Source organism: Amycolatopsis sp. NPDC049159, from assembly GCF_040648295.1.
Taxonomy (GTDB): Bacteria; Actinomycetota; Actinomycetes; order Mycobacteriales; family Pseudonocardiaceae; genus Amycolatopsis; species Amycolatopsis pretoriensis_A.
The window spans coordinates 1-18,521 of the sequence record NZ_JBEZDL010000034.1 but is presented as its reverse complement, the minus strand read 5'-3'; the positions used below and the strand labels follow the sequence as shown (position 1 = coordinate 18,521).

The window sequence follows — 18,521 nt, the reverse complement described above, 5'->3', positions numbered from 1 at the left end:
CACGGTGTGTTGTGAGTCATTGACCAACTGCATGCAGTCACAGTGGGGCAAACGTTTGCGTGACCGTCGCCACCTGCCATAAAGACGGCGTAAATGCGTGTCAGGAACGCATCAAGGCGCCGTCAGCCGCAGGTCGGAACCGGGTCCCGGAGCCGCAGAGTGAAGGCGTCCGGTCACCGAACCCGGTGACCCGTCTTGAGAGGTGCCTGTGGCCGACTTGCTCTACGCCGTCCTGCTGATCGGCGTGTTCGTGGTGCTCGCGCTGGCGCTGCGCGGGATGGAAAAGCTGTGAGCGGCGCCGGAACCGTGGCCAATGTCGTCGGCGGACTGCTGGCGCTGGGCCTGCTCGGCTACCTCTTCGTCGCGCTGATCAAGCCGGAGAAATTCTGATGTCCGACACGACGGCCGGGCTCATCCAGCTCGGCCTCCTCCTCGCCGCCCTCGCCGCGGTCTACAAACCGCTCGGCGACTACCTGGCGCGCGTCTTCTCCAGCGAGAAGCACACGAAGCTCGAGAAGGGCCTGTACAAGCTCTTCCGCGTCAACCCGGACTCCGAACAGCGGTGGCCGACCTACGCCGCCGGTGTGCTCGGCTTCTCGTTCGTCTCCGTCGTCCTGCTCTACCTGCTGCAGCGGCTGCAACCGCTGCTGCCGTGGAACCTGGGCCGCGGCGCGGTGAGCCCCGGCGTCGCGTTCAACACGGCGATCTCCTTCGTCACCAACACGAACTGGCAGTCCTACGTCCCCGAGACGACGATGGGCCACTTCGTGCAGATGGCCGGCCTGACCGTGCAGAACTTCCTGTCGGCGGGCGTCGGCCTGGCCGTGGCGATCGCCGTGACGCGCGGGTTCGTCCGCGCGAAGACCGACCGCCTCGGCAACTTCTGGGTGGACCTCACGCGCGGCACGGTCCGCGTGCTGCTGCCGATGGCGTTCGTGTTCGCGCTGGTGCTGGTCGCGCTCGGCGTCGTGCAGAGCCTCAAGGCCGGCGTCGCCGTCACCAACCCCGACGGCAGCCCGAGCACCATCGCCCTCGCCCCGGCCGCGAGCCAGGAGGCCATCAAGGAACTGGGCACCAACGGCGGCGGCATCCTCAACGCCAACTCCGCGCACCCGTTCGAGAACCCCAACGCCTGGTCGAACCTCGTCGAGCTGTTCCTGATCCTGGTGCTCCCGGTCAGCCTGACCCGCGCGTTCGGCAAGCTGGTCGGCAAGCCCAAGCAGGGGTACGTGCTGCTCGGCGTGATGAGCCTGCTCTGGGCCGCGTCGCTGGCGATCATCTGGTTCTCCGAGGCCTACGCGGACAACCCGGCGGCGCGGGCCGCGGGCGCGAGCATGGAGGGCAAGGAACAGCGGTTCGGCATCGGCCTGACGTCGATCTTCGCCGACACCACCACCGGCACGTCCACCGGCGCGGTCAACGGCGCCCACGACAGCCTTTCGGGGCTCGGCGGCGGGGGACCGCTGCTGAACATGCTCTACGGCGAGATCTCGCCGGGCGGCGTCGGCACCGGGCTCTACGGGATCCTGGTCATGGCGATCATCGCGATGTTCCTGGCCGGGCTGATGGTCGGGCGCACCCCGGAGTACCTGGGCAAGAAGCTCGGCCGGCGCGAGGTCACCTGCGCGGCGATCGCCATGCTGGCCATGCCGACCGTGGTGCTCCTCGGTTCCGGGATCGCGCTGCTGCTGCCGGACACGGTGGGCGCGCTCGGCAACGGCGGCGCGCACGGCCTGTCCGAGATCCTCTACGGCTACGCGTCCACCGGCAACAACAACGGCAGCGCGTTCGGCGGCCTGACCGCGACGAACGACTGGTTCCAGTCCTCGTTCGGCGTCGCCATGGCGTTCGGCCGGTTCATCCCGATCCTCGCCGTGCTCTGCCTGGCCGGCTCCCTGGCCGCGCAGCGCAAGGTGCCCGAAACCGCAGGCACGCTGCCCACCACCGGCCCGCTGTTCGCCACCATGCTCACCGGCACGGTGGTGCTCGTCGCGGCTCTCACCTTCATCCCGGCGCTCGCGCTCGGGCCCATCGCGGAGGCACTCGCATGACCGTCACCGAAGAACGACCCCGGGTGACACCCGCCACTGAGACGACGAGCCGGGTCGGCGCGGGGGTGTTCAGCCCGCGCCAGCTCTGGACGTCGCTGCCGGACGCGTTCCGCAAGCTCAACCCGAAGCACCAGCTCGGCAACCCGGTGATGTTCGTGGTGTGGGTGGGTTCCGCGCTCACCACGGTCTTCGCGGTCACCGACCCGAGCGTCTTCACGATCCTGATCGCCGTCTGGCTCTGGTTCACGGTGCTCTTCGCGAACCTCGCCGAAGCCGTCGCGGAAGGGCGCGGCAAGGCGCAGGCGGAATCCCTGCGGCGGTCGAAGAAGGAGACGGTCGCGCGCCGGCTCACCGCGACCGGCTCGGAGGAGCAGGTCCCGGGCGTCGAGCTGAAGATCGGCGACCTGGTCGTCGTCGAGGCGGGCCAGGTGATCCCGGGCGACGGCGACGTCGTCGAGGGCATCGCGACCGTCGACGAGTCGGCCATCACCGGCGAGTCCGCCCCGGTCATCCGCGAATCCGGCGGGGACCGCAGCGCCGTCACCGGCGGCACGACCGTGCTGAGCGACCGGATCGTCGTGAAGATCACCACCAAGCCGGGCGAGTCCTTCGTGGACCGCATGATCGCGTTGGTGGAAGGCGCTTCGCGGCAGAAGACGCCGAACGAGATCGCGCTGACCATCCTGCTCTCGACGCTGACGATCATCTTCCTGCTCGCCGTCGTCGCGCTGCAGCCGATGGCCCGCTACTCCGGGTCCGAGCAGTCGGTGATCGTGCTGACCGCGCTGCTGGTGTGCCTGATCCCGACGACGATCGGCGCGCTGCTGAGCGCCATCGGCATCGCGGGCATGGACCGCCTGGTGCAGCGCAACGTCCTGGCGACGTCGGGCCGCGCGGTCGAGGCCGCCGGTGACGTTTCGACGTTGCTGCTCGACAAGACCGGCACCATCACCTTCGGCAACCGCCGGGCCACCGAGCTGATCCCGGTCGGATCGTCCACACCGCACGAACTGGCCCGCGCGGCGAGGCTGGCCAGCCTCGCCGACGAAACCCCCGAGGGCCGCAGCGTCGTCGAGCTGACGGCGGACCACGCGGCCCAGGACGAGCACGGCGAGTTCGTCCCCTTCACCGCGCAGACGCGGATGAGCGGGCTCGACGTCGGCGACCGGCGGATCCGCAAGGGGGCGGCGAGTGCCGTCCGCGCGTGGGTGCGGGACAACGGCGGCGAGTTCCCCGACGAGACCGAGCGCGTGGTCGACGAGATCAGCGCGCAGGGCGGCACGCCGCTGGTCGTCGCGGAGAACACGGTGGTGCGCGGCGTGATCCGGCTGTCCGACGTCGTCAAGCCGGGCATGAAGGAGCGTTTCGCGGAGCTGCGCGAGATGGGCATCAAGACGGTGATGATCACCGGCGACAACCCGCTCACCGCCAAGGCCATCGCCGCGGACGCCGGCGTCGACGACTTCCTCGCCGAGGCCAAGCCCGAAGACAAGATGGCGCTCATCAAGAAGGAGCAGGAAGGCGGGCGGCTGGTCGCGATGACCGGCGACGGCACCAACGACGCGCCGGCGCTCGCGCAGGCCGACGTCGGCGTCGCGATGAACACCGGCACCTCGGCGGCCAAGGAAGCCGGGAACATGGTCGACCTCGACAGCGACCCCACGAAGCTGATCGAGATCGTCGAGATCGGCAAGCAGCTGCTGATCACGCGCGGCGCGCTGACCACGTTCAGCGTCGCCAACGACCTGGCCAAGTACTTCGCCATCCTGCCCGCGATGTTCACCGCCATCTTCGCCCAGCTGGGCGGGCTGAACATCATGCACCTGGCCACGCCGAAGTCGGCGATCCTCTCCGCCGTCATCTTCAACGCGCTGATCATCGTCGTGCTGATCCCGCTGGCCCTGCGGGGCGTGCGGTACAAGCCGTCGTCGGCGTCCGCGCTGCTGCGCCGCAACCTGCTCGTCTACGGCCTCGGCGGGATCGTCAGCCCCTTCCTCGGGATCTGGCTGATCGACCTGCTCGTGCGCCTCATCCCAGGAATCGGGTGAACGAAAGTGAACACGCTCGTCAAGCAGACCTGGGCGGGGCTGCGCGTCCTCATCGTGATGACGGTCCTGCTCGGGGTCCTCTACCCCCTGGCCGTGTGGGCGATCGCCCGCATCCCCGGCCTGGAACCGAACGCCGAGGGCTCGATCGTGACGCGGAACGGCCAGGCCGTGGGGTCGTCGCTGATCGGCGTCGACCCGGTGCCCGCCGACCCGGCGCGCGACCCGTGGTTCCACCCGCGGCCGTCGGCGGTCACCCCCGAGGTGCCGTCCGGCGCGTCCAACAAGGGCCCGTACAACGAAGATCTGGTCAAGGCGATCGAGGAGCGGCGGGCGGCGATCGCGCAGCGCGAAGGCGTGTCACCCGGTCAGGTACCGCCGGACGCCGTTACGGCGTCGGGTTCCGGGCTCGACCCGGCGATCAGCGTCGCCTACGCGGACCTGCAAGCCCAGCGGGTCGCCCGGAACAGCGGCGTGCCGCTCGACCGGGTGAAGCAGCTGATCGAGGCGAACACGAGCGGCGCCGGGATCGGCGTCCCCGGCGTGAATGTGCTCCAGCTCAACTTGGCCGTGCGCGACGCGGCCGGAGGGGCACACTGACAGCGTGACCACCGCGAAGAAGCCGCGCCGGGGGGAGCTGAGGATCTACCTCGGCGCGGCTCCGGGCGTCGGCAAGACGTTCGCCATGCTCGGCGAGGCGCGCCGGCGGCTGGACCGCGGCACCGACGTCGTCGTCGGGCTGGTGGAGACGCACGGCCGCGAGAAGACCGCGGTGCTGCTCGAAGGCCTGGAGCTCGTGCCGCGGCGGCCCGCCGGGCACCGCGGCCGCGAGTTCGACGAGATGGACGTCGACGCGATCCTCGCCCGCGCGCCCGAGGTCGCCGTCGTGGACGAGCTCGCGCACACCAACGTGCCGGGCTCGCGCAACGCCAAGCGCTGGCAGGACGTCGAGGAGCTCCTCGAAGCGGGCATCGACGTGCTGTCCACGGTCAACGTGCAGCACCTGCAGAGCCTCAACGACGTCGTCGAGCGGATCACCGGCGTCACGCAGCAGGAGACCGTGCCGGACGAGGTCGTCCGCCGCGCCGAGCAGCTCGAGCTGGTCGACATCACGCCCGAGGCGCTGCGGCGGCGGCTCGCGCACGGCAACGTCTACCCGGCCGAGCGGATCGACGCCGCGCTCGGCAACTACTTCCGCCCGGGCAACCTGACCGCGTTGCGCGAGCTGGCCCTGCTCTGGGTCGCCGACCAGGTCGACGTCGCCCTGCAGCGCTACCGCGCCGAGCAGAGCATCACCGACACCTGGGAGACGCGCGAACGCGTCGTCGTCTCGATCACCGGCGGGCCGGAGAGCGAGACGCTGATCCGCCGCGCCAGCCGGATCGCCACCCGGGCCGGCGCCGAGCTGCAGGTGCTGCACATCCTGCGCGGCGACGGCCTGTCCGGCATCGGCCCGACCGCGATGGCCCGCTGCCGCACGCTGGCCGAGGAGGTGGGGGCGACCTTCCACACCGTCGTCGGCGACGACGTCCCGGCCGCGCTGCTGGACTTCGCCCGCGGCGTCAACGCGACCCAGCTGGTGATCGGGACCTCACGGCGTTCTCGCGTGGCGCGGTTGTTCGACGAGGGCATCGGCGCCGGGGTCGTGCGGCAGTCCGGATCGATCGACGTGCACATGGTCACCCACTCCGAGGCGGGCGGGCGGCTGCGGACGCGGCTGGGCGCGAGCCCGCTGGGGTTCTCGCGGCTGGTCGCGGGCTGGGTGCTCAGCGTCGTGCTGCCGGTGCTGGTGACCGTGGTCGGGTTCTTCATCCCGGCCGGGCTCGACTTCGCCACCGACGTCATCTCCTACGTGCTGGCCACGGTCGTCGTGGCGCTGGTCGGCGGGCTCGGCCCGGCGCTGGTCGCGGCCGTGCTCGGCGCCGGGCTGCTCAACTTCTTCTTCACCCCGCCGCTCTACACGCTCACCGTGCACACGCCGCAGAACCTCGTGACGCTGATCGCGATGGTCGTGGTCGCGGTGCTCGTCGCGCTGGTCGTCGACCAGGCCGCGCGCCGGGCCACGCAGGCGGCGCGGGCGCGGACGGAGGCGGCGCTGCTGGCCTCCTACGCGCGGACCGTGCTGACCCACGCGAACCCGATCGAGCGGCTGCTGGAGAAGGTCCGCGAGAACTTCGGGCTGACGTCGGTGACGCTGCTGGAGAAGCAGGAAGGCGCGTGGCGGGGCGTGGCGGCCGCCGGGGAACGGCCGTGCGCGGACCCGGACGAGGCCGACGTCGACATCGCCGTCACCGCCGACGTCCACCTGACCCTGCGCGGGCGGGCGCTGCCGGCGGCCGACCGGCGCGTGCTGGAAGCCGTGGCCGGGCAGGCGTTGCTCGCGTTGCGCCAGCAGCGGACGGCGGCCGCGGCCGCGGCGGCGGAGCGCAAAGCGGAGGCGACCGAGCTGCGCACGACGTTGCTGTCGGCCGTCGGGCACGACCTGCGCACGCCGCTGACGTCGATCAAGGCGTCCATCGGCAGCCTGCGCGCGCCCGACCTCCGGCTGTCCGAAGAGGACACCGCGGAGCTGATGGAGGCCATCGAGCTGTCCGCCGACCGGCTCGCGGGCCTGATCGACAATCTGCTCGACTCGTCGCGGCTGGCCACCGGCGCGGTGAAGCCGCACCTGCGTCCGGTGGGGTACGACGAGGTCGTCGCGCACGCGTTGTCCACTGTGGACAACTCCGACGCGGTGCGAGTGGCGGTCGACGACCAGCTCCCGGTGGTGCTCGCCGACCCCGGCCTGCTGGAGCGCGTGGTGGCGAACGTGCTGGACAACGCCCTGCGGCACGGGGGTTCGCCGGTGTCCGCGCGGGCTTCTGCGCACTCCGGGCACGTCGAGCTGCGGATCGTCGACCACGGCAAGGGCCTGCGCAAGGGCGCGGCGGACTCGGCGTTCGCCCCGTTCCAGCGCCTGGGCGGCGACCGCGACACGACCCCGGGCGTCGGGCTCGGGCTGTCGGTGGCGAAGGGCTTCACCGAGGCGATGGGCGGCACGATCCGCGCCGAGGACACCCCGGGCGGCGGGCTCACCATCGTGGTTTCGCTGCCCGCGTTCAGCGTCGAGTTCCAGGAAGAGGGGGTGCGATGAGCGACCCGGGTGCCACCGTGCTGGTGGTGGACGACGAGCCGCAGATCGTGCGGGCACTGCGGATCAACCTCAACGCCCGCGGCTACAAGGTGATCACCGCGCACGACGGCACGGCCGCGCTCAAGGCGGTGGCCGAAACCAAGCCGGACGTGGTGGTCCTGGACCTCGGCCTGCCGGACCTGGACGGCACGGAGGTGATCGCGGGCCTGCGCGGCTGGACGACGGTCCCGATCATCGTGCTGTCCGCGCGCGGCGACTCGGCCGACAAGGTCCAGGCCCTCGACGCGGGCGCGGACGACTACGTGACGAAGCCGTTCGGCATGGACGAACTCCTGGCGCGCCTGCGGGCCGCGGTCCGCCGCTCGGCGGTGACCGGCGCGGACGGCGCCGAGGCGGTGGTGGAGACGTCGTCGTTCAGCGTCGACCTGGCGGCCAAGCGCGTCCGCCGCACCGACGGTTCGGAAGTCCACTTGACGAAGACGGAGTGGGGAGTCCTGGAACTGCTGGTCCGCAACCGCGGCCGGCTGGTGGCGCAGAAGCAGCTGCTGCACGAGGTGTGGGGCCCGTCGTACGAGACGGAGTCCCACTACCTGCGGGTCTACCTGGCCCAGTTGCGGCGCAAACTGGAGCCGGAACCTTCGCGGCCGCGTCACCTGCTCACCGAACCGGGCATGGGTTACCGCTTCGAGGCCTGAACCGGCGGGTACCCCGGTCGGGTGACCGAAGGGAAATGGCTACCGGGCGGCCGCTTGCCGGCGAAGGCCGCACTGGCGTTGGCGATCGTGTGCATGGTGTGCGCACTCGGCACCGGCCTGCTCACCGTCGGCGGCGGGCTCCCCGGGCTGCAACGCGGGATCCAGCTCGCCGTGACGGCGCTGTGGCTGGTCCTGGCCGGGTGCTACTGGTTCCGCTACGCCCGGACGCGCCGGCGCCGCGGATGAGCGAGCCCGCACCCCACCGCGGCCGGCGAGCCCGGCTGCTGGGCCTGCTCCTTTTGGCGGCGCTCGGCTACCTGGCGGGGGTGGGGGTGTCTGTCGCGTTCGGCGTCGAGGACCCGTGGACCCGCGGCATCATCGGGATCGGCCCGCCGCTCGGGGGCGCGCTGGCGGAGTGGATCCGGCGGCGCGCCCGCGGCGCCTAGAACGCCGGAAGGCCCCTTCCCCGGCGGTGCTGCCGGGGAAGAGGCCTTCCGGGAGTTCGCTTACTGAGCGCGGGTCGAGCTGCCGGTCACGCCGGACGACGTACCGGTCGAGGTCGGCGCGCCGCCGGTGCTCGTGCCGCCGCCGGTGCTGGTCGGCGGCTCCTCCGTCGTCGAGGTCGGGGGTGGCGGCGTCGTGCTCGTCGGGGGCTTCGGGGTGGTGGAAACCGGCGGCTTCGGGGTCGTCGGCGTCGTGACCGGTGGCGGGTTGCCGCCCGTGTCGCTGCGCGGGGGCGGCGGGGGCTGGGTCACCAGCGTCGTCGTGGTCTTGCCGTCCGGGCTGACCGACACGACCGTGGTCGGGGCGCTCGACGACGTCGTCGCCGACTCGCTCGTCGGGGCGCCCACCGTCGACGGGCCGGCCGACGAAGGGGTGGTCGGGATCGTCTGCAGGCCGGCCTGCGAGGTGCCCTGGCCGCCGGTGCCTCCGGTGCTGCCCGCGGTCGTGGCCGGGTCCGGGCCCGCCAGCTCGGCGACGGCGGCGAACGCGGTCGCGACCACCAGGCCGGCGACCCCGAGCACCACGTACCCGGTGCGGTTCGGTTTGCTGCTCTTCGGCGGCGCGGTGTCGATCCTGGTGATCCCGTCGGGGCGGGGCATACAGGCTCCTTGGGGGAAGCTTCGGGGAGGCGCGGGCGAGGTCGGTAACGGGGCACTGCGCCCGCGGCGGGGGAGCGACCTCGGCCCGGAGGTTATCACCGGCGTGCGGGTATTCGCCCAGGTAGTGGCCTTGATCCGTTACTGTGCGCGGTCAGTTGACCCGGAAGGGAGAGATGGCGTGAGTGAGGAAGAAACGAACACCCGGGTGACGGCGTGGGTGCGCGGCCGGGTCCAAGGGGTCGGTTTCCGCTGGTGGACGCGCAGCCGTGCGCTCGAACTGGGACTGGTCGGGAGCGCGAGCAACCTCGCCGACGGGCGTGTCGAGGTCATAGCGGAGGGTAGCCGGGACCACTGTGCGCGGCTGCTGGCCGCGTTGCGGTCGGGAGAATCACCCGGAAGTGTGGAGCACGTCGCTGAGCGCTGGTCCGACCCGAAAGGGGGACTCAGCGGTTTCGCCGAGCGGTGACGCATGGTTGCCGCGGCGGCGCCCGGTGTGCTAGGCGCGCCGAGGAGGGGGCGCGTCCGGCGGACCCCGGAGGCCCCCAGGTAGCCTGGGACGATTGAAACGCCAGTACCGGCAGCCAGAGGGGTCAGCACCCAGTGCACCTGAAAAGCTTGACGCTGAAGGGCTTCAAGTCCTTCGCCTCGGCCACCACGCTGCGCTTCGAGCCCGGGATCACCTGCGTGGTCGGGCCGAACGGCTCCGGCAAGTCGAACGTGCTGGACGCGCTGCGCTGGGTCATGGGCACCCAGGGCGCCAAGGACCTGCGCGGCGGCAAGATGGAGGACGTCATCTTCGCCGGCACCGCGGGCCGCGCCCCGCTCGGCCGCGCCGAGGTCACCCTCACCATCGACAACGCCGACGGCGCGCTCCCCATCGAGTACTCCGAGGTGTCGATCACCCGCCGGATGTTCCGCGACGGCGCCAGCGAGTACGAGATCAACGGCGACCGCTGCCGCCTGATGGACGTCCAGGAACTGCTCTCGGACTCCGGCATCGGCCGCGAGATGCACGTCATCGTCGGGCAGGGCCAGCTCTCGGCGATCCTCGAGTCCAAGCCCGAGGAGCGCCGCGCCTTCATCGAAGAGGCCGCCGGCGTCCTCAAGCACCGCAAGCGCAAGGAACAGACCCTGCGCAAGCTGGCCAACATGCAGGGCAACCTCGACCGCCTCGGCGACCTCACCACCGAGCTGCGCCGCCAGCTCAAGCCGCTGGGCAAGCAGGCCGAGATCGCCCGCAAGGCCCAGTCCGTCCAGTCCGAGCTGCGCGACTCCCGCCTGCGCCTGCTCGCCGACGACCTGGTCACGCAACGGGACGCGATCGCGCGCGAAGAAGCCGACGAGAAGACCGCCCGCCAGCGCCGCGGCGAGGTCGAGCAGCACCTCGAGCTCGTCTCCGCCGAGGAAGCCGAGCTGGAGTCGTCGCTGGCCGAGGACGCGCCGCTCCTGCAGACCGCGCAGGAGACCTGGTACAAGCTGTCCGCGCTGGCCGAGCGCCTGCGCGGCACCGTCCGCCTCGCGATCGAGCGGCAGCGGCACCTCTCCGCCGACGTCACGACGTCGACCGGCGGCCGCGACCCCGAAGAGCTCCTCGAAGAGGCCGAGCGGGTCGCCGAGCAGGAAGAGGAGCTCAACGAGGCCGTCATGGAGGCCCGGGAGCTGCTCGCCGAGACCGTGCTGCGCCGCGAAGACCTCGAACAGCGCGTCCAAGCCGCCGAGCGCGCGCACTGGGCCGCCGTCCGCGCCATCGCCGACCGCCGCGAGGGCATGGCCAAGCTGACCGGCCAGGTCGAGGCGCTGCGCAGCAAGAACGGCGCCACCTCCGACGAGATCGACCGGCTCAGCGTGTCCCTCGAAGAGGCCGCCGAGCGCGCCGAGATCGCCGTCGAAGAACTCGAGATGGCCAAGGCCGAGGGCGGCGTCGAGGAGTCCGACGACGCCGGTCTGATGGACCGCCACGACCGCGCGGTCGAAGCCAACAACACGGCCAAGGCGCGCGTCGAAGAGCTGGTCAAGGCCGAACGCGCCGCCGAGCGCGAGATCGCGTCGGAGAAGGCGCGCGTCGAGGCGCTGTCGATGGGCCTGCGGCGCAAGGACGGCGCGGGCGCGCTGCTCGGCGCGTCCCACGAGCTGCCGGGCCTGCTCGGCTCGGTCGCCGCGCTGCTCACCGTCGAGCCGGGCTACGAGGTCGCGCTGGCCGCGGCGCTCGGCCCGGTGGCCGACGCGGTCGCCGTCACCGGCGGCGAAGACGCCCTGCGCGCGTTGAAGTACTTGAAGGAAACCGATTCCGGCCGGGCGGGCATCCTGCTCGGCGGTCCGGAGTCCACTGTGGACACCTACTCGTGGCCGTCGCTGCCGGAAGGCGCGCGCTGGGCGCGTGAGGTCGTCACGGCGCCCGCGCAGCTGCGGCCCGCCGTCGAGCAGGCTCTCGAGAAGCTGGCGCTGGTCCGCGACCTCGACGCGGCCCGGCACCTGGTCGCGGTGCACCCGGAGGTCCGCGCGGTCACCGCCGAGGGCGACGTCTTCGGCGCCCGCTGGGCGATCGGCGGCTCCGGCAAGCGCGAGAGCGTGATCGAGGTCCAGGCCGCTGTCGACGAAGCGGCCGAGCGGCTCCGCCTGGCCGAGCGCTCGCTGGAGCGCTACGCGGCCGAGCTGGAAGGCGCCCGCGCCGAGCAGCAGGCGCGCCGCGAAGAGGTCTCGCAGGCCAAGGACGCGCTCGGCGAGGCCAAGGTCCGCAAGGCCCGGTCGTCGGAGCGGCTCAACCGGATGCAGCAGGCCGCCCGCCAGGCGCAGGCCGAGGTCGAGCGGTTCTCCGGGCAGCGCGCGAAGGTCGAGCAGAGCCGCGTCCAGGCGCTGGCCCAGCTCGCCGAGCTGGAGGAACGGCTCGCCGCCGTCGCCGAGCAGCCGGTCGAGGACGACCCGGACACCGCCGAACGCGACGCCGCCGTCGAGGAGCTGGCCGTCGTCCGGCAGCAGGAGATGGAAGCGCGGCTCGCGCAGCGCACCGCCGAGGAGCGGGCGCGCAGCATCGCGGGCAAGGCCGAAGGGCTCCGCCGCGCCGCGCACGCCGAGCAGCAGGCCCGCGAACGCGCCGAGCGCGCCGCCGCGGCCCGCAAGCGTGGCGCCGAGATCGCGAACGCCGTGGTCAACGGCGGCGAGATCGCCCTCGACCGCATCGAGCACTCCGTCCAGCGCGCGGCCACCGAACGCGACGAGGTCCAGGCCCGCCGCCAGACCCGCGAGCAGGCGCTGACCGGCGTCCGCGCCAAGGTCCGCGAGCTGACCGGCGAGCTGGAGAAGCTGACCGACGCCGTGCACCGCGACGAGGTCCTGCGCGCCGAGCAGCGGCTGCGCCTGGAGACCCTGGAAGCGAAGATCGCCGAGGACTTCGGCATCGGCCTCACGGATCTGGTGCAGGAGTACGGCCCGGACGTCCCGGTCCCGCCGAGCGCGGGCGAGATGGCCGAGTACGAGGCGGCCAAGGACCGCGGCGAGGACGTCACCCCGCCGCCGCCGATGCCCTACGACCGCGACACCCAGGCCCGCCGCGCCAAGCGCGCCGAGAAGGACCTCTCGTTGCTGGGCAAGGTGAACCCGCTCGCGCTCGAGGAGTTCGCGGCGCTGGAGGAGCGGTACAAGTTCCTCTCCACGCAGCTGGAAGACCTCAAGGACACCCGCAAGGACCTCGAAGCCGTCATCAAGCAGGTCGACGAGAAGATCCTCGAGGTCTTCGCCGGCGCGTACGCCGACGTGGCCCGCGAGTTCGAGACGGTCTTCAGCGTGCTGTTCCCCGGCGGCGAGGGCCGGATGGTCCTCACCCAGCCGGACGACCTGCTCAGCACCGGCGTCGACGTCGAAGCCCGCCCGCCGGGCAAGAAGGTCAAGCGGCTGTCGCTGCTCTCCGGTGGCGAGAAGTCGCTGGTCGCGGTGGGCATGCTGGTCGCGATCTTCCGCGCGCGCCCCTCACCCTTCTACGTGATGGACGAGGTCGAGGCGGCGCTCGACGACACCAACATGCGCCGCCTGATCGGCCTGCTGGAGCAGCTGCGCGACTCGTCGCAGCTGATCATCATCACCCACCAGAAGCCGACGATGGAGATCGCCGACGCGCTCTACGGCGTGAGCATGCAGGGCGACGGCATCACGAAGGTGATCTCGCAGCGCCTGCGCACGGCCGACGACGAACCGGTCGCGGTCGGCTGACGCGTCACATGTCGTCTTCGCGCGGCGCGCGGCGGTCGTCGCCCCGCGCGCGCGGCTCGTAGGTGCCGAGATCGTTGCCGATGTGGGTGGCGTCGTCGATCCGCGGCCGGCGCCCGCGCGGCGTCATCATGCCGCGTTTGACGCCTCGCTTGCGGTCGGACCGCAGGTGAGACCCCCTCTCCGCTCCCAGGTTACGGGAGCGGAGAGGGCGGTCACATCCCCTTAGCCGGCGACCCAGAACGCGTAGTCGGCCGAGTAGCGGACCGCCGTCTGGGCGCCGTCGGTGCACGCTCCCGCCGGAGCCACGCCGCCGCGGGTGTTGAGGCGCTGGATGTACGTCACCTTGCCGAAGACGCCGTCGCCGGTGTTCAGGTTCGCCTTGAGCAGCAGTTCCGGGATCGCGCCGTCGCGCGGGGCGTTGGCCACCGCCGCCGCGCCGACCGTGCTGCCGTCCACGATGGACGTCCAGACCGGGCCCTTGCTGTGCAGCGCCACCGGCTTGCCGTGCTTCGACAGCACCGCCGCGGGCTGGATCAGCGTCCACGTACCGGCGGTGCAGCCGTAGATCTGCACGCCCTCGGCCGGGTACGCGGCCAGGGCCTTGTTGCCCGCCGGGACCTTGATCGCGTCCGGCACGCGCGGGGCCGCCGGGGTGGCCGAGGCCGTCGCCGCGCCGCCGAGGAGCAGGCCGCCGATCGCGAGCGCCACCGTCATCCGCTTCATGAAGTCCACCTTCGAAGTCCTCCCGCCGCTTCTCGGCGGGCTCCCGCAAACCGACACGGGCGCCCGCCGGAAACGGTTCAGAAGGATCAGGCGGCGGTGACCTCTTCGCTCTCGCCCACGGCCTCGGCTTCGGCCGCCTTCGGGTCCGGCGTCCGGTGCCGCAGCGACAGCAACCCGCCCACGACCAGCGTGATCACCACGCCCAGCAGCGTGTACCACGGATACGCCAAGGCCACGCGGTCCCCGGCCGCCTTCGAGAAGTCGATCCCGATCAGGCCGCCGGTCTTCGCGCTGAACTTCACCCCGAGGATCACGAACGCCATCACCACGACGGTGGCAACGAACGCGATGATCGCGTCCACCTGCCGCGCCTTCTTGATCAGCAGGCCGAGCAGGAACGACCCGAGCAGCGCGCCGTAGGTGTACCCGGTGATCGCGAGACCCAGCTCGATGACCGAGTTCTTCGTGGTGGAGAACAGCGACGCGAACACCGCGAACACGACCGCCCAGATGAGTGTCCACATGCGACCGTGCTTGAGCAGCTTCGAATCTTCCGGCGCGCGCTTGGTGAACCGCTGGTAGAGATCGGCCACAGTGGACGTCGAAAGCGCGTTGAGCGCCGAAGCCAACGCTCCCATGGTCGACGCGAGCACGCCCGCGATGAGCAGGCCCGAGACGCCGGCCGGCAGGTCGTCGATGATGAACCGCGAGAACACGTCGTCCGGGCTCTGCAGGCCGAGCTGCGCGACCGACTTGCGCCCGTTGAACACCCACAGCATCGCCCCGACCAGCAGGAACAGTGCGAACTGGATGGTGACGATGATACCGCTGCCGATCAGCGCCTTCTGGCCGTCGCGCAGGCTGCGCGTGGCCATCAGCCGCTGCGCGATCAGCTGGTCCGCGCCGTGCGAGGCCATCGACAGCGCCGCGCCGCCGAGCACCGCCGTGATGAACGCGTACGGGCTGGTCAGCAGGTTCTTCGTGAAGTCGACGAGCATGAACTTGCCGTCGTCGGACGCCTGGGTCATCCAGTCGCCGGGCAGCTTGTTCAGCAGCACGATCGCGGCCACCGCGGCGCCGCCGAGGTAGAGGGTCAGCTGGATGACGTCGACCCAGACGACCGCCTTGATCCCGCCGATGTAGGCGTAGATCAGCGTCAGCGCGGTCAGGATGACGACGATCACCCAGTAGTCGAGGTGGATGTCGTAGTGCCCGAGGATCACCTTGATCGGGATCGCGCCGGCGAACAGGCGGACGCCCTCGGCGAGCAGCCGGGTGATCACGAACGTCACCGACGCCGTGCCCTGCAGCCCCGAGCCGAACCGCTTCCCGAGGAACGCGTACGCGCTCACGAGGTTGCCGCGGAAGTACCGCGGCAGCAGCACGAACGCGGCGACCGTCCGGCCGATGATGTAGCCGAAGGCCAGCTGCAGGAACAGGAACGCGTTGCCGAAGACGAGGCCCGGCGTGCTGATCACGGTCAGCGTCGAGGTCTCCGTGGCCACCACGGACAGCATCACCGCACCCCACGGCAGGCTGCGCTCACCGACGAAGTAGTCGGCCGCCGACCGTTGCTTCCGGCCGACGAGCACGCCTATCAGCGGCATCGCCGCCAGGTAGACCACGATGATCGCGAGGTCAACACCACGCATGGACTTCTCCTACCCTCATCCGGCCTTCTCCGCGACTCGCAACCGCGTCACGGTGCCCCCCAGCGGGGCGGGAAGGATCAGTGGCCCGGCACCCGGCACGAGCGCGCCGAGCAGGCGCGGCCCGCGGGCACCGGTCGCCGACGGCACCGTACCGGGCACGCCGCACCAGGTCAGCCACCCCAGCAGCGCGGTCAGGTACGCCTCCTTGCCGGCGCCGGGCAGGCCGAGGTCGTCGCTGGTCTTGAGCACGGCCGAAGGCAGGTTCCGCGCCAGCGCCGTCATCACCGCCGGGTTGCGGATGCCGCCGCCGGAGGCGATGACGATCGTGACGCCGTGGCGGCGGCACCGCTCGGCCACGGTCACGGCGGTCAGCTCGGTCAGCGTCGCGAGCAGGTCGGCGGGCCCGACCGGGTCGAGGCCGGCCAGCGCGGCGTCGAGGTAGGCCGCGTTGAAGTGCTCCTTGCCGGTCGACTTCGGTGGCGCGGCGGCGAAGTAGGGGTCGGCGAGCAGCCTGCCGAGCAGGTCGGCGCGCACCGAGCCGTCGAGCGCGAGCCGCCCGTCGACGTCGCTGCGCTGCCCGGTGACGCGGTGGGCGGCGAGGTCGAGCAGCGCGTTGGCGGGGCCGGTGTCGTAGGCGATCGCCGGTGCGCCGTCGGCGACGACGGTGATGTTCGCGATGCCGCCGAGGTTGAGCGCGGCGACCGGGCGCCCGGTGTCCTGGGCGAGGCCGCGCAGCCACAGCTGGTCGAGCGTGCTCGCCAGGGGAGCGCCGTGGCCGCCCGCGGCGACGTCGCGGGCCCGCAGGTCGGCGACCACCGGCAGGCCGGTGCGCTCGGCGATCCAGGCCGGCTGGCCGAGCTGGAGGGTGCCGCGGACGTGGCCTTCCTCGACCCAGTGGAACACCGTCTGGCCGAGCGAAGCGACCAGGTCCGCGCTGCTGCCGGCGAGTTCTTCGGCGCCGCGCCGGGCGGCGTCGGCGAACGCCTGCCCGACGCCGGTGTCGAGCCGCGTCAGCTCGCCGGCGGTGCAGGGGCCGGGCGGGAGGGCGGCGAGGAGACCTTCGCGCAGCGGTTCCGGGTAGGGGACGTCGAGCTCGCCGAGCGGCGTCAGCACCACGGTGTCGTCCTCGGCGCGCAGGTCGGCGGCGGCCACGTCGATGCCGTCGACCGACGTGCCCGAAATCAGGCCGATCACCCGGAAGCCGTGGTTGCCCATCCGGAGGGGTTTAGTGCAGGTCTTCCTGTGACGCAACCCACTTGGTGAAGTCTTGGCCCAATCGGGATCGATCTGGTGGCGAATTGCCTGTGTGGACGGGGTGTCCGGGTCCGCGCGGTGCGGATGGAAGGATGGGTCCCGTGTCGAGCACCTGGTTCCTGTTCGTAGTCCTGGCCGTCGTCGTGCTGGTCGCCCTCCTGGTGACCGGCCTGCTGGTCGCGCGCAAGCGCCGGATCAGCCTGGACGCCAAGCGCGAGGTCGAGGAGAAGCCGAAGGGCGGCTCCTACGCGGCCAGCGGGGGCATCGCCCTCGCGCCCGGCGGGTCGGCCGAAGCGCCCGAGCACCCGGTCGAGGACCGGCCGGAGACCGAAGGCCAGCCCGCGGTCGGCGACGACGCCGCCGTGCCGCGTGATTCGGCGCAGCGCACGGTCCGCGACGTCAAGCTCCCCGAAGAGCCCCCCGCGCCCGCCGCGCCGGCTCCGGTCGCCCCGGCGGCTCCGGCCGCTCCGGTGGTCGAGGAGATCGACCCGGCGACGGGCCGCATGGAGCGGCTGCGCGGCCGGCTGGCGAAGTCGCGTTCGGTGTTCGGCACGAGCCTGCTCGGCCTGCTCGGCGCCGGCGACCTCGACGAGGACTCCTGGCAGGACGTCGAAGACACGCTGCTGATGGCCGACCTGGGCGCGGCCACCACCACCCAGATCGTCGACCGCCTGCGCGACGAGCTCTCGCGGCGCGCGATCCGCTCGTCGGCCGAGGCCCGCGAGGTGCTGCACGAGGTGCTGACGGCGCAGCTGTCCACCGGCAGCGAGCGCGCGGTGCGGGCGCTGCCCCACATCGTCGACGGCAAGAAGCAGCCCGCGGTCGTGCTGGTGGCGGGCGTCAACGGCACGGGCAAGACGACGACCACGGGCAAGCTCGCCCGCGTCCTGGTGGCCCAGGACAAGACGGTGGTCCTGGGCGCGGCGGACACCTTCCGCGCGGCGGCGGCCGACCAGCTCCAGACGTGGGCCGAGCGCGTGGGCGCGGAGGTCGTTCGCGGCAAGGAGGGCGCGGACCCGGCGGCGGTGGCGTTCGACGCGGTGAAGCGCGGCGTGGACACGGGCGTCGACGCGGTCCTGATCGACACGGCGGGCCGCCTGCACACGAAGACGGGCCTGATGGACGAGCTGGGCAAGGTCAAGCGCGTCGTGGAGAAGCAGGCGAAGGTCGACGAGGTGCTCCTGGTCCTGGACGCGACGACGGGCCAGAACGGCCTGATGCAGGCCCGGGTGTTCGCGGAGGTCATCGACGTCACGGGCATCGTGCTGACGAAGCTGGACGGGACCGCGAAGGGCGGGATCGTGTTCCAGGTCCAGCGCGAGCTGGGCGTCCCGGTGAAGCTGGTCGGGCTGGGCGAGGGCCCGGACGACCTGGCCCCGTTCGAGCCGGGCGCGTTCGTGGACGCCCTGCTGGGCTAGATGTGATGTCCGGGGAGGTTGGTCAGCCGGGTGACCGGCGGCTTGCCGCCGGTTGAGCTGTGGGGTCGATGATGATTGTAGAAGTGCAGCCAGCCCGGTAACGCCGCCCGGCGCAGGGCATCGGACGGGTAGAAGCGTGCGTAGGCCCACCCCTCGGCCAGAGTCCGGTGGAAGCGTTCGATCTTGCCGTTGGTCTGTGGCCGGTAAGGCCGGGTCCGTTTCGGGCTGATGCCCAGCTCGGTGC

Annotated in this window: 17 protein-coding genes; 11 read left to right on the top strand and 6 right to left on the bottom strand. The window is 71.8% G+C overall.

The genetic code is table 11. The annotated features are described in order from the left end of the window. Window positions 1–288: 288 nt before the first annotated feature. From kdpF to AB0B33_RS42340, 8 genes are read left to right on the top strand one after another with little or no spacing between them, the layout of a single operon-like run. Window positions 289–390: a K(+)-transporting ATPase subunit F gene (kdpF, locus tag AB0B33_RS42375; RefSeq protein WP_360782605.1), complete on the top strand. Its 102-nt coding sequence runs from the start codon at window positions 289–291 to the stop codon at window positions 388–390. Continuing rightward, complete coding sequence (gene kdpA, locus AB0B33_RS42370) at window positions 390–2,051, top strand: potassium-transporting ATPase subunit KdpA (RefSeq protein ID WP_360782602.1); 1,662 nt, start codon at window positions 390–392, stop codon at window positions 2,049–2,051. Before kdpF ends, kdpA begins: the two co-directional genes overlap by 1 nt. Beyond that, window positions 2,048–4,099 (top strand): potassium-transporting ATPase subunit KdpB, encoded by a 2,052-nt coding sequence (gene kdpB / locus AB0B33_RS42365; RefSeq protein ID WP_360782599.1) that lies wholly within the window; start codon window positions 2,048–2,050, stop codon window positions 4,097–4,099. Before kdpA ends, kdpB begins: the two co-directional genes overlap by 4 nt. A 6-nt stretch (window positions 4,100–4,105) precedes the next feature. Beyond that, window positions 4,106–4,696 (top strand): potassium-transporting ATPase subunit C, encoded by a 591-nt coding sequence (locus AB0B33_RS42360; RefSeq protein ID WP_360782596.1) that lies wholly within the window; start codon window positions 4,106–4,108, stop codon window positions 4,694–4,696. Window positions 4,697–4,700: 4 nt separating this feature from the next. Beyond that, window positions 4,701–7,229, top strand: a complete 2,529-nt coding sequence (locus tag AB0B33_RS42355) for a DUF4118 domain-containing protein (protein WP_360782593.1) — start codon at window positions 4,701–4,703, stop codon at window positions 7,227–7,229. Continuing rightward, on the top strand, window positions 7,226–7,924 hold the full coding sequence (locus tag AB0B33_RS42350; protein WP_247013107.1) for a response regulator: 699 nt from the start codon (window positions 7,226–7,228) through the stop codon (window positions 7,922–7,924). Before AB0B33_RS42355 ends, AB0B33_RS42350 begins: the two co-directional genes overlap by 4 nt. 21 nt (window positions 7,925–7,945) lie before the next feature. After that, complete coding sequence (locus tag AB0B33_RS42345; RefSeq protein WP_360782590.1) at window positions 7,946–8,170, top strand: hypothetical protein; 225 nt, start codon at window positions 7,946–7,948, stop codon at window positions 8,168–8,170. Then, the gene (locus tag AB0B33_RS42340) at window positions 8,167–8,370 is read left to right on the top strand and encodes a hypothetical protein (RefSeq protein WP_360782587.1); all 204 of its coding nucleotides are present in this window, start codon (window positions 8,167–8,169) and stop codon (window positions 8,368–8,370) included. Before AB0B33_RS42345 ends, AB0B33_RS42340 begins: the two co-directional genes overlap by 4 nt. Window positions 8,371–8,430: 60 nt before the next feature. Here the strand turns inward: AB0B33_RS42340 and AB0B33_RS42335 are convergent, their stop codons facing one another. Then, window positions 8,431–9,027, bottom strand: coding sequence for a hypothetical protein (locus AB0B33_RS42335; protein WP_360782584.1), 597 nt, complete (start codon window positions 9,025–9,027; stop codon window positions 8,431–8,433). Between the two features lie 178 nt (window positions 9,028–9,205). On the opposite strand from AB0B33_RS42335, the gene AB0B33_RS42330 reads away from it, so the two are divergent. Further along, complete coding sequence (locus tag AB0B33_RS42330; protein WP_247013097.1) at window positions 9,206–9,493, top strand: acylphosphatase; 288 nt, start codon at window positions 9,206–9,208, stop codon at window positions 9,491–9,493. Between the two features lie 134 nt (window positions 9,494–9,627). Then, window positions 9,628–13,230 (top strand): chromosome segregation protein SMC, encoded by a 3,603-nt coding sequence (gene smc, locus AB0B33_RS42325; RefSeq protein WP_360782580.1) that lies wholly within the window; start codon window positions 9,628–9,630, stop codon window positions 13,228–13,230. A 4-nt stretch (window positions 13,231–13,234) separates the two neighbouring features. Here the strand turns inward: smc and AB0B33_RS42320 are convergent, their stop codons facing one another. The 4 genes from AB0B33_RS42320 to AB0B33_RS42305 form a co-directional block, all read right to left on the bottom strand. Further along, a complete protein-coding gene (locus AB0B33_RS42320; RefSeq protein WP_360782577.1) occupies window positions 13,235–13,360 on the bottom strand; it encodes a hypothetical protein in 126 nt (41 codons plus the stop codon). A 92-nt stretch (window positions 13,361–13,452) separates the two neighbouring features. Further along, window positions 13,453–13,953: a DUF3455 domain-containing protein gene (locus AB0B33_RS42315; RefSeq protein WP_360782575.1), complete on the bottom strand. Its 501-nt coding sequence runs from the start codon at window positions 13,951–13,953 to the stop codon at window positions 13,453–13,455. 86 nt (window positions 13,954–14,039) lie between these two features. Then, entirely contained in the window at window positions 14,040–15,605 is a 1,566-nt protein-coding gene (locus AB0B33_RS42310; protein ID WP_247013090.1) for a sodium:solute symporter, read from the bottom strand. Between the two features lie 15 nt (window positions 15,606–15,620). Next, window positions 15,621–16,820 (bottom strand): anhydro-N-acetylmuramic acid kinase, encoded by a 1,200-nt coding sequence (locus AB0B33_RS42305; protein ID WP_360782572.1) that lies wholly within the window; start codon window positions 16,818–16,820, stop codon window positions 15,621–15,623. Window positions 16,821–16,960: 140 nt separating this feature from the next. Between AB0B33_RS42305 and ftsY the strand changes: the two genes are divergently transcribed. After that, window positions 16,961–18,277: a signal recognition particle-docking protein FtsY gene (gene ftsY, locus AB0B33_RS42300; RefSeq protein ID WP_360782569.1), complete on the top strand. Its 1,317-nt coding sequence runs from the start codon at window positions 16,961–16,963 to the stop codon at window positions 18,275–18,277. Here the strand turns inward: ftsY and AB0B33_RS42295 are convergent. Beyond that, on the bottom strand, window positions 18,274–18,521 hold a 248-nt coding region (locus tag AB0B33_RS42295; RefSeq protein WP_360782566.1), incomplete at its 5' end, for an integrase core domain-containing protein. The genes ftsY and AB0B33_RS42295 overlap by 4 nt on opposite strands.

Coding starts and splice junctions, on each gene's coding strand:
- AB0B33_RS42320 (WP_360782577.1), bottom strand. CDS start 13,360: ATGATGACGCCGCGCGGGCGCCGGCCGCGGATCGACGACGCCACCCAC.
- AB0B33_RS42335 (WP_360782584.1), bottom strand. CDS start 9,027: ATGCCCCGCCCCGACGGGATCACCAGGATCGACACCGCGCCGCCGAAG.
- AB0B33_RS42310 (WP_247013090.1), bottom strand. CDS start 15,605: ATGCGTGGTGTTGACCTCGCGATCATCGTGGTCTACCTGGCGGCGATG.
- AB0B33_RS42315 (WP_360782575.1), bottom strand. CDS start 13,953: ATGAAGCGGATGACGGTGGCGCTCGCGATCGGCGGCCTGCTCCTCGGC.
- kdpA (WP_360782602.1), top strand. CDS start 390: ATGTCCGACACGACGGCCGGGCTCATCCAGCTCGGCCTCCTCCTCGCC.
- AB0B33_RS42305 (WP_360782572.1), bottom strand. CDS start 16,820: ATGGGCAACCACGGCTTCCGGGTGATCGGCCTGATTTCGGGCACGTCG.
- kdpB (WP_360782599.1), top strand. CDS start 2,048: ATGACCGTCACCGAAGAACGACCCCGGGTGACACCCGCCACTGAGACG.
- AB0B33_RS42350 (WP_247013107.1), top strand. CDS start 7,226: ATGAGCGACCCGGGTGCCACCGTGCTGGTGGTGGACGACGAGCCGCAG.
- AB0B33_RS42340 (WP_360782587.1), top strand. CDS start 8,167: ATGAGCGAGCCCGCACCCCACCGCGGCCGGCGAGCCCGGCTGCTGGGC.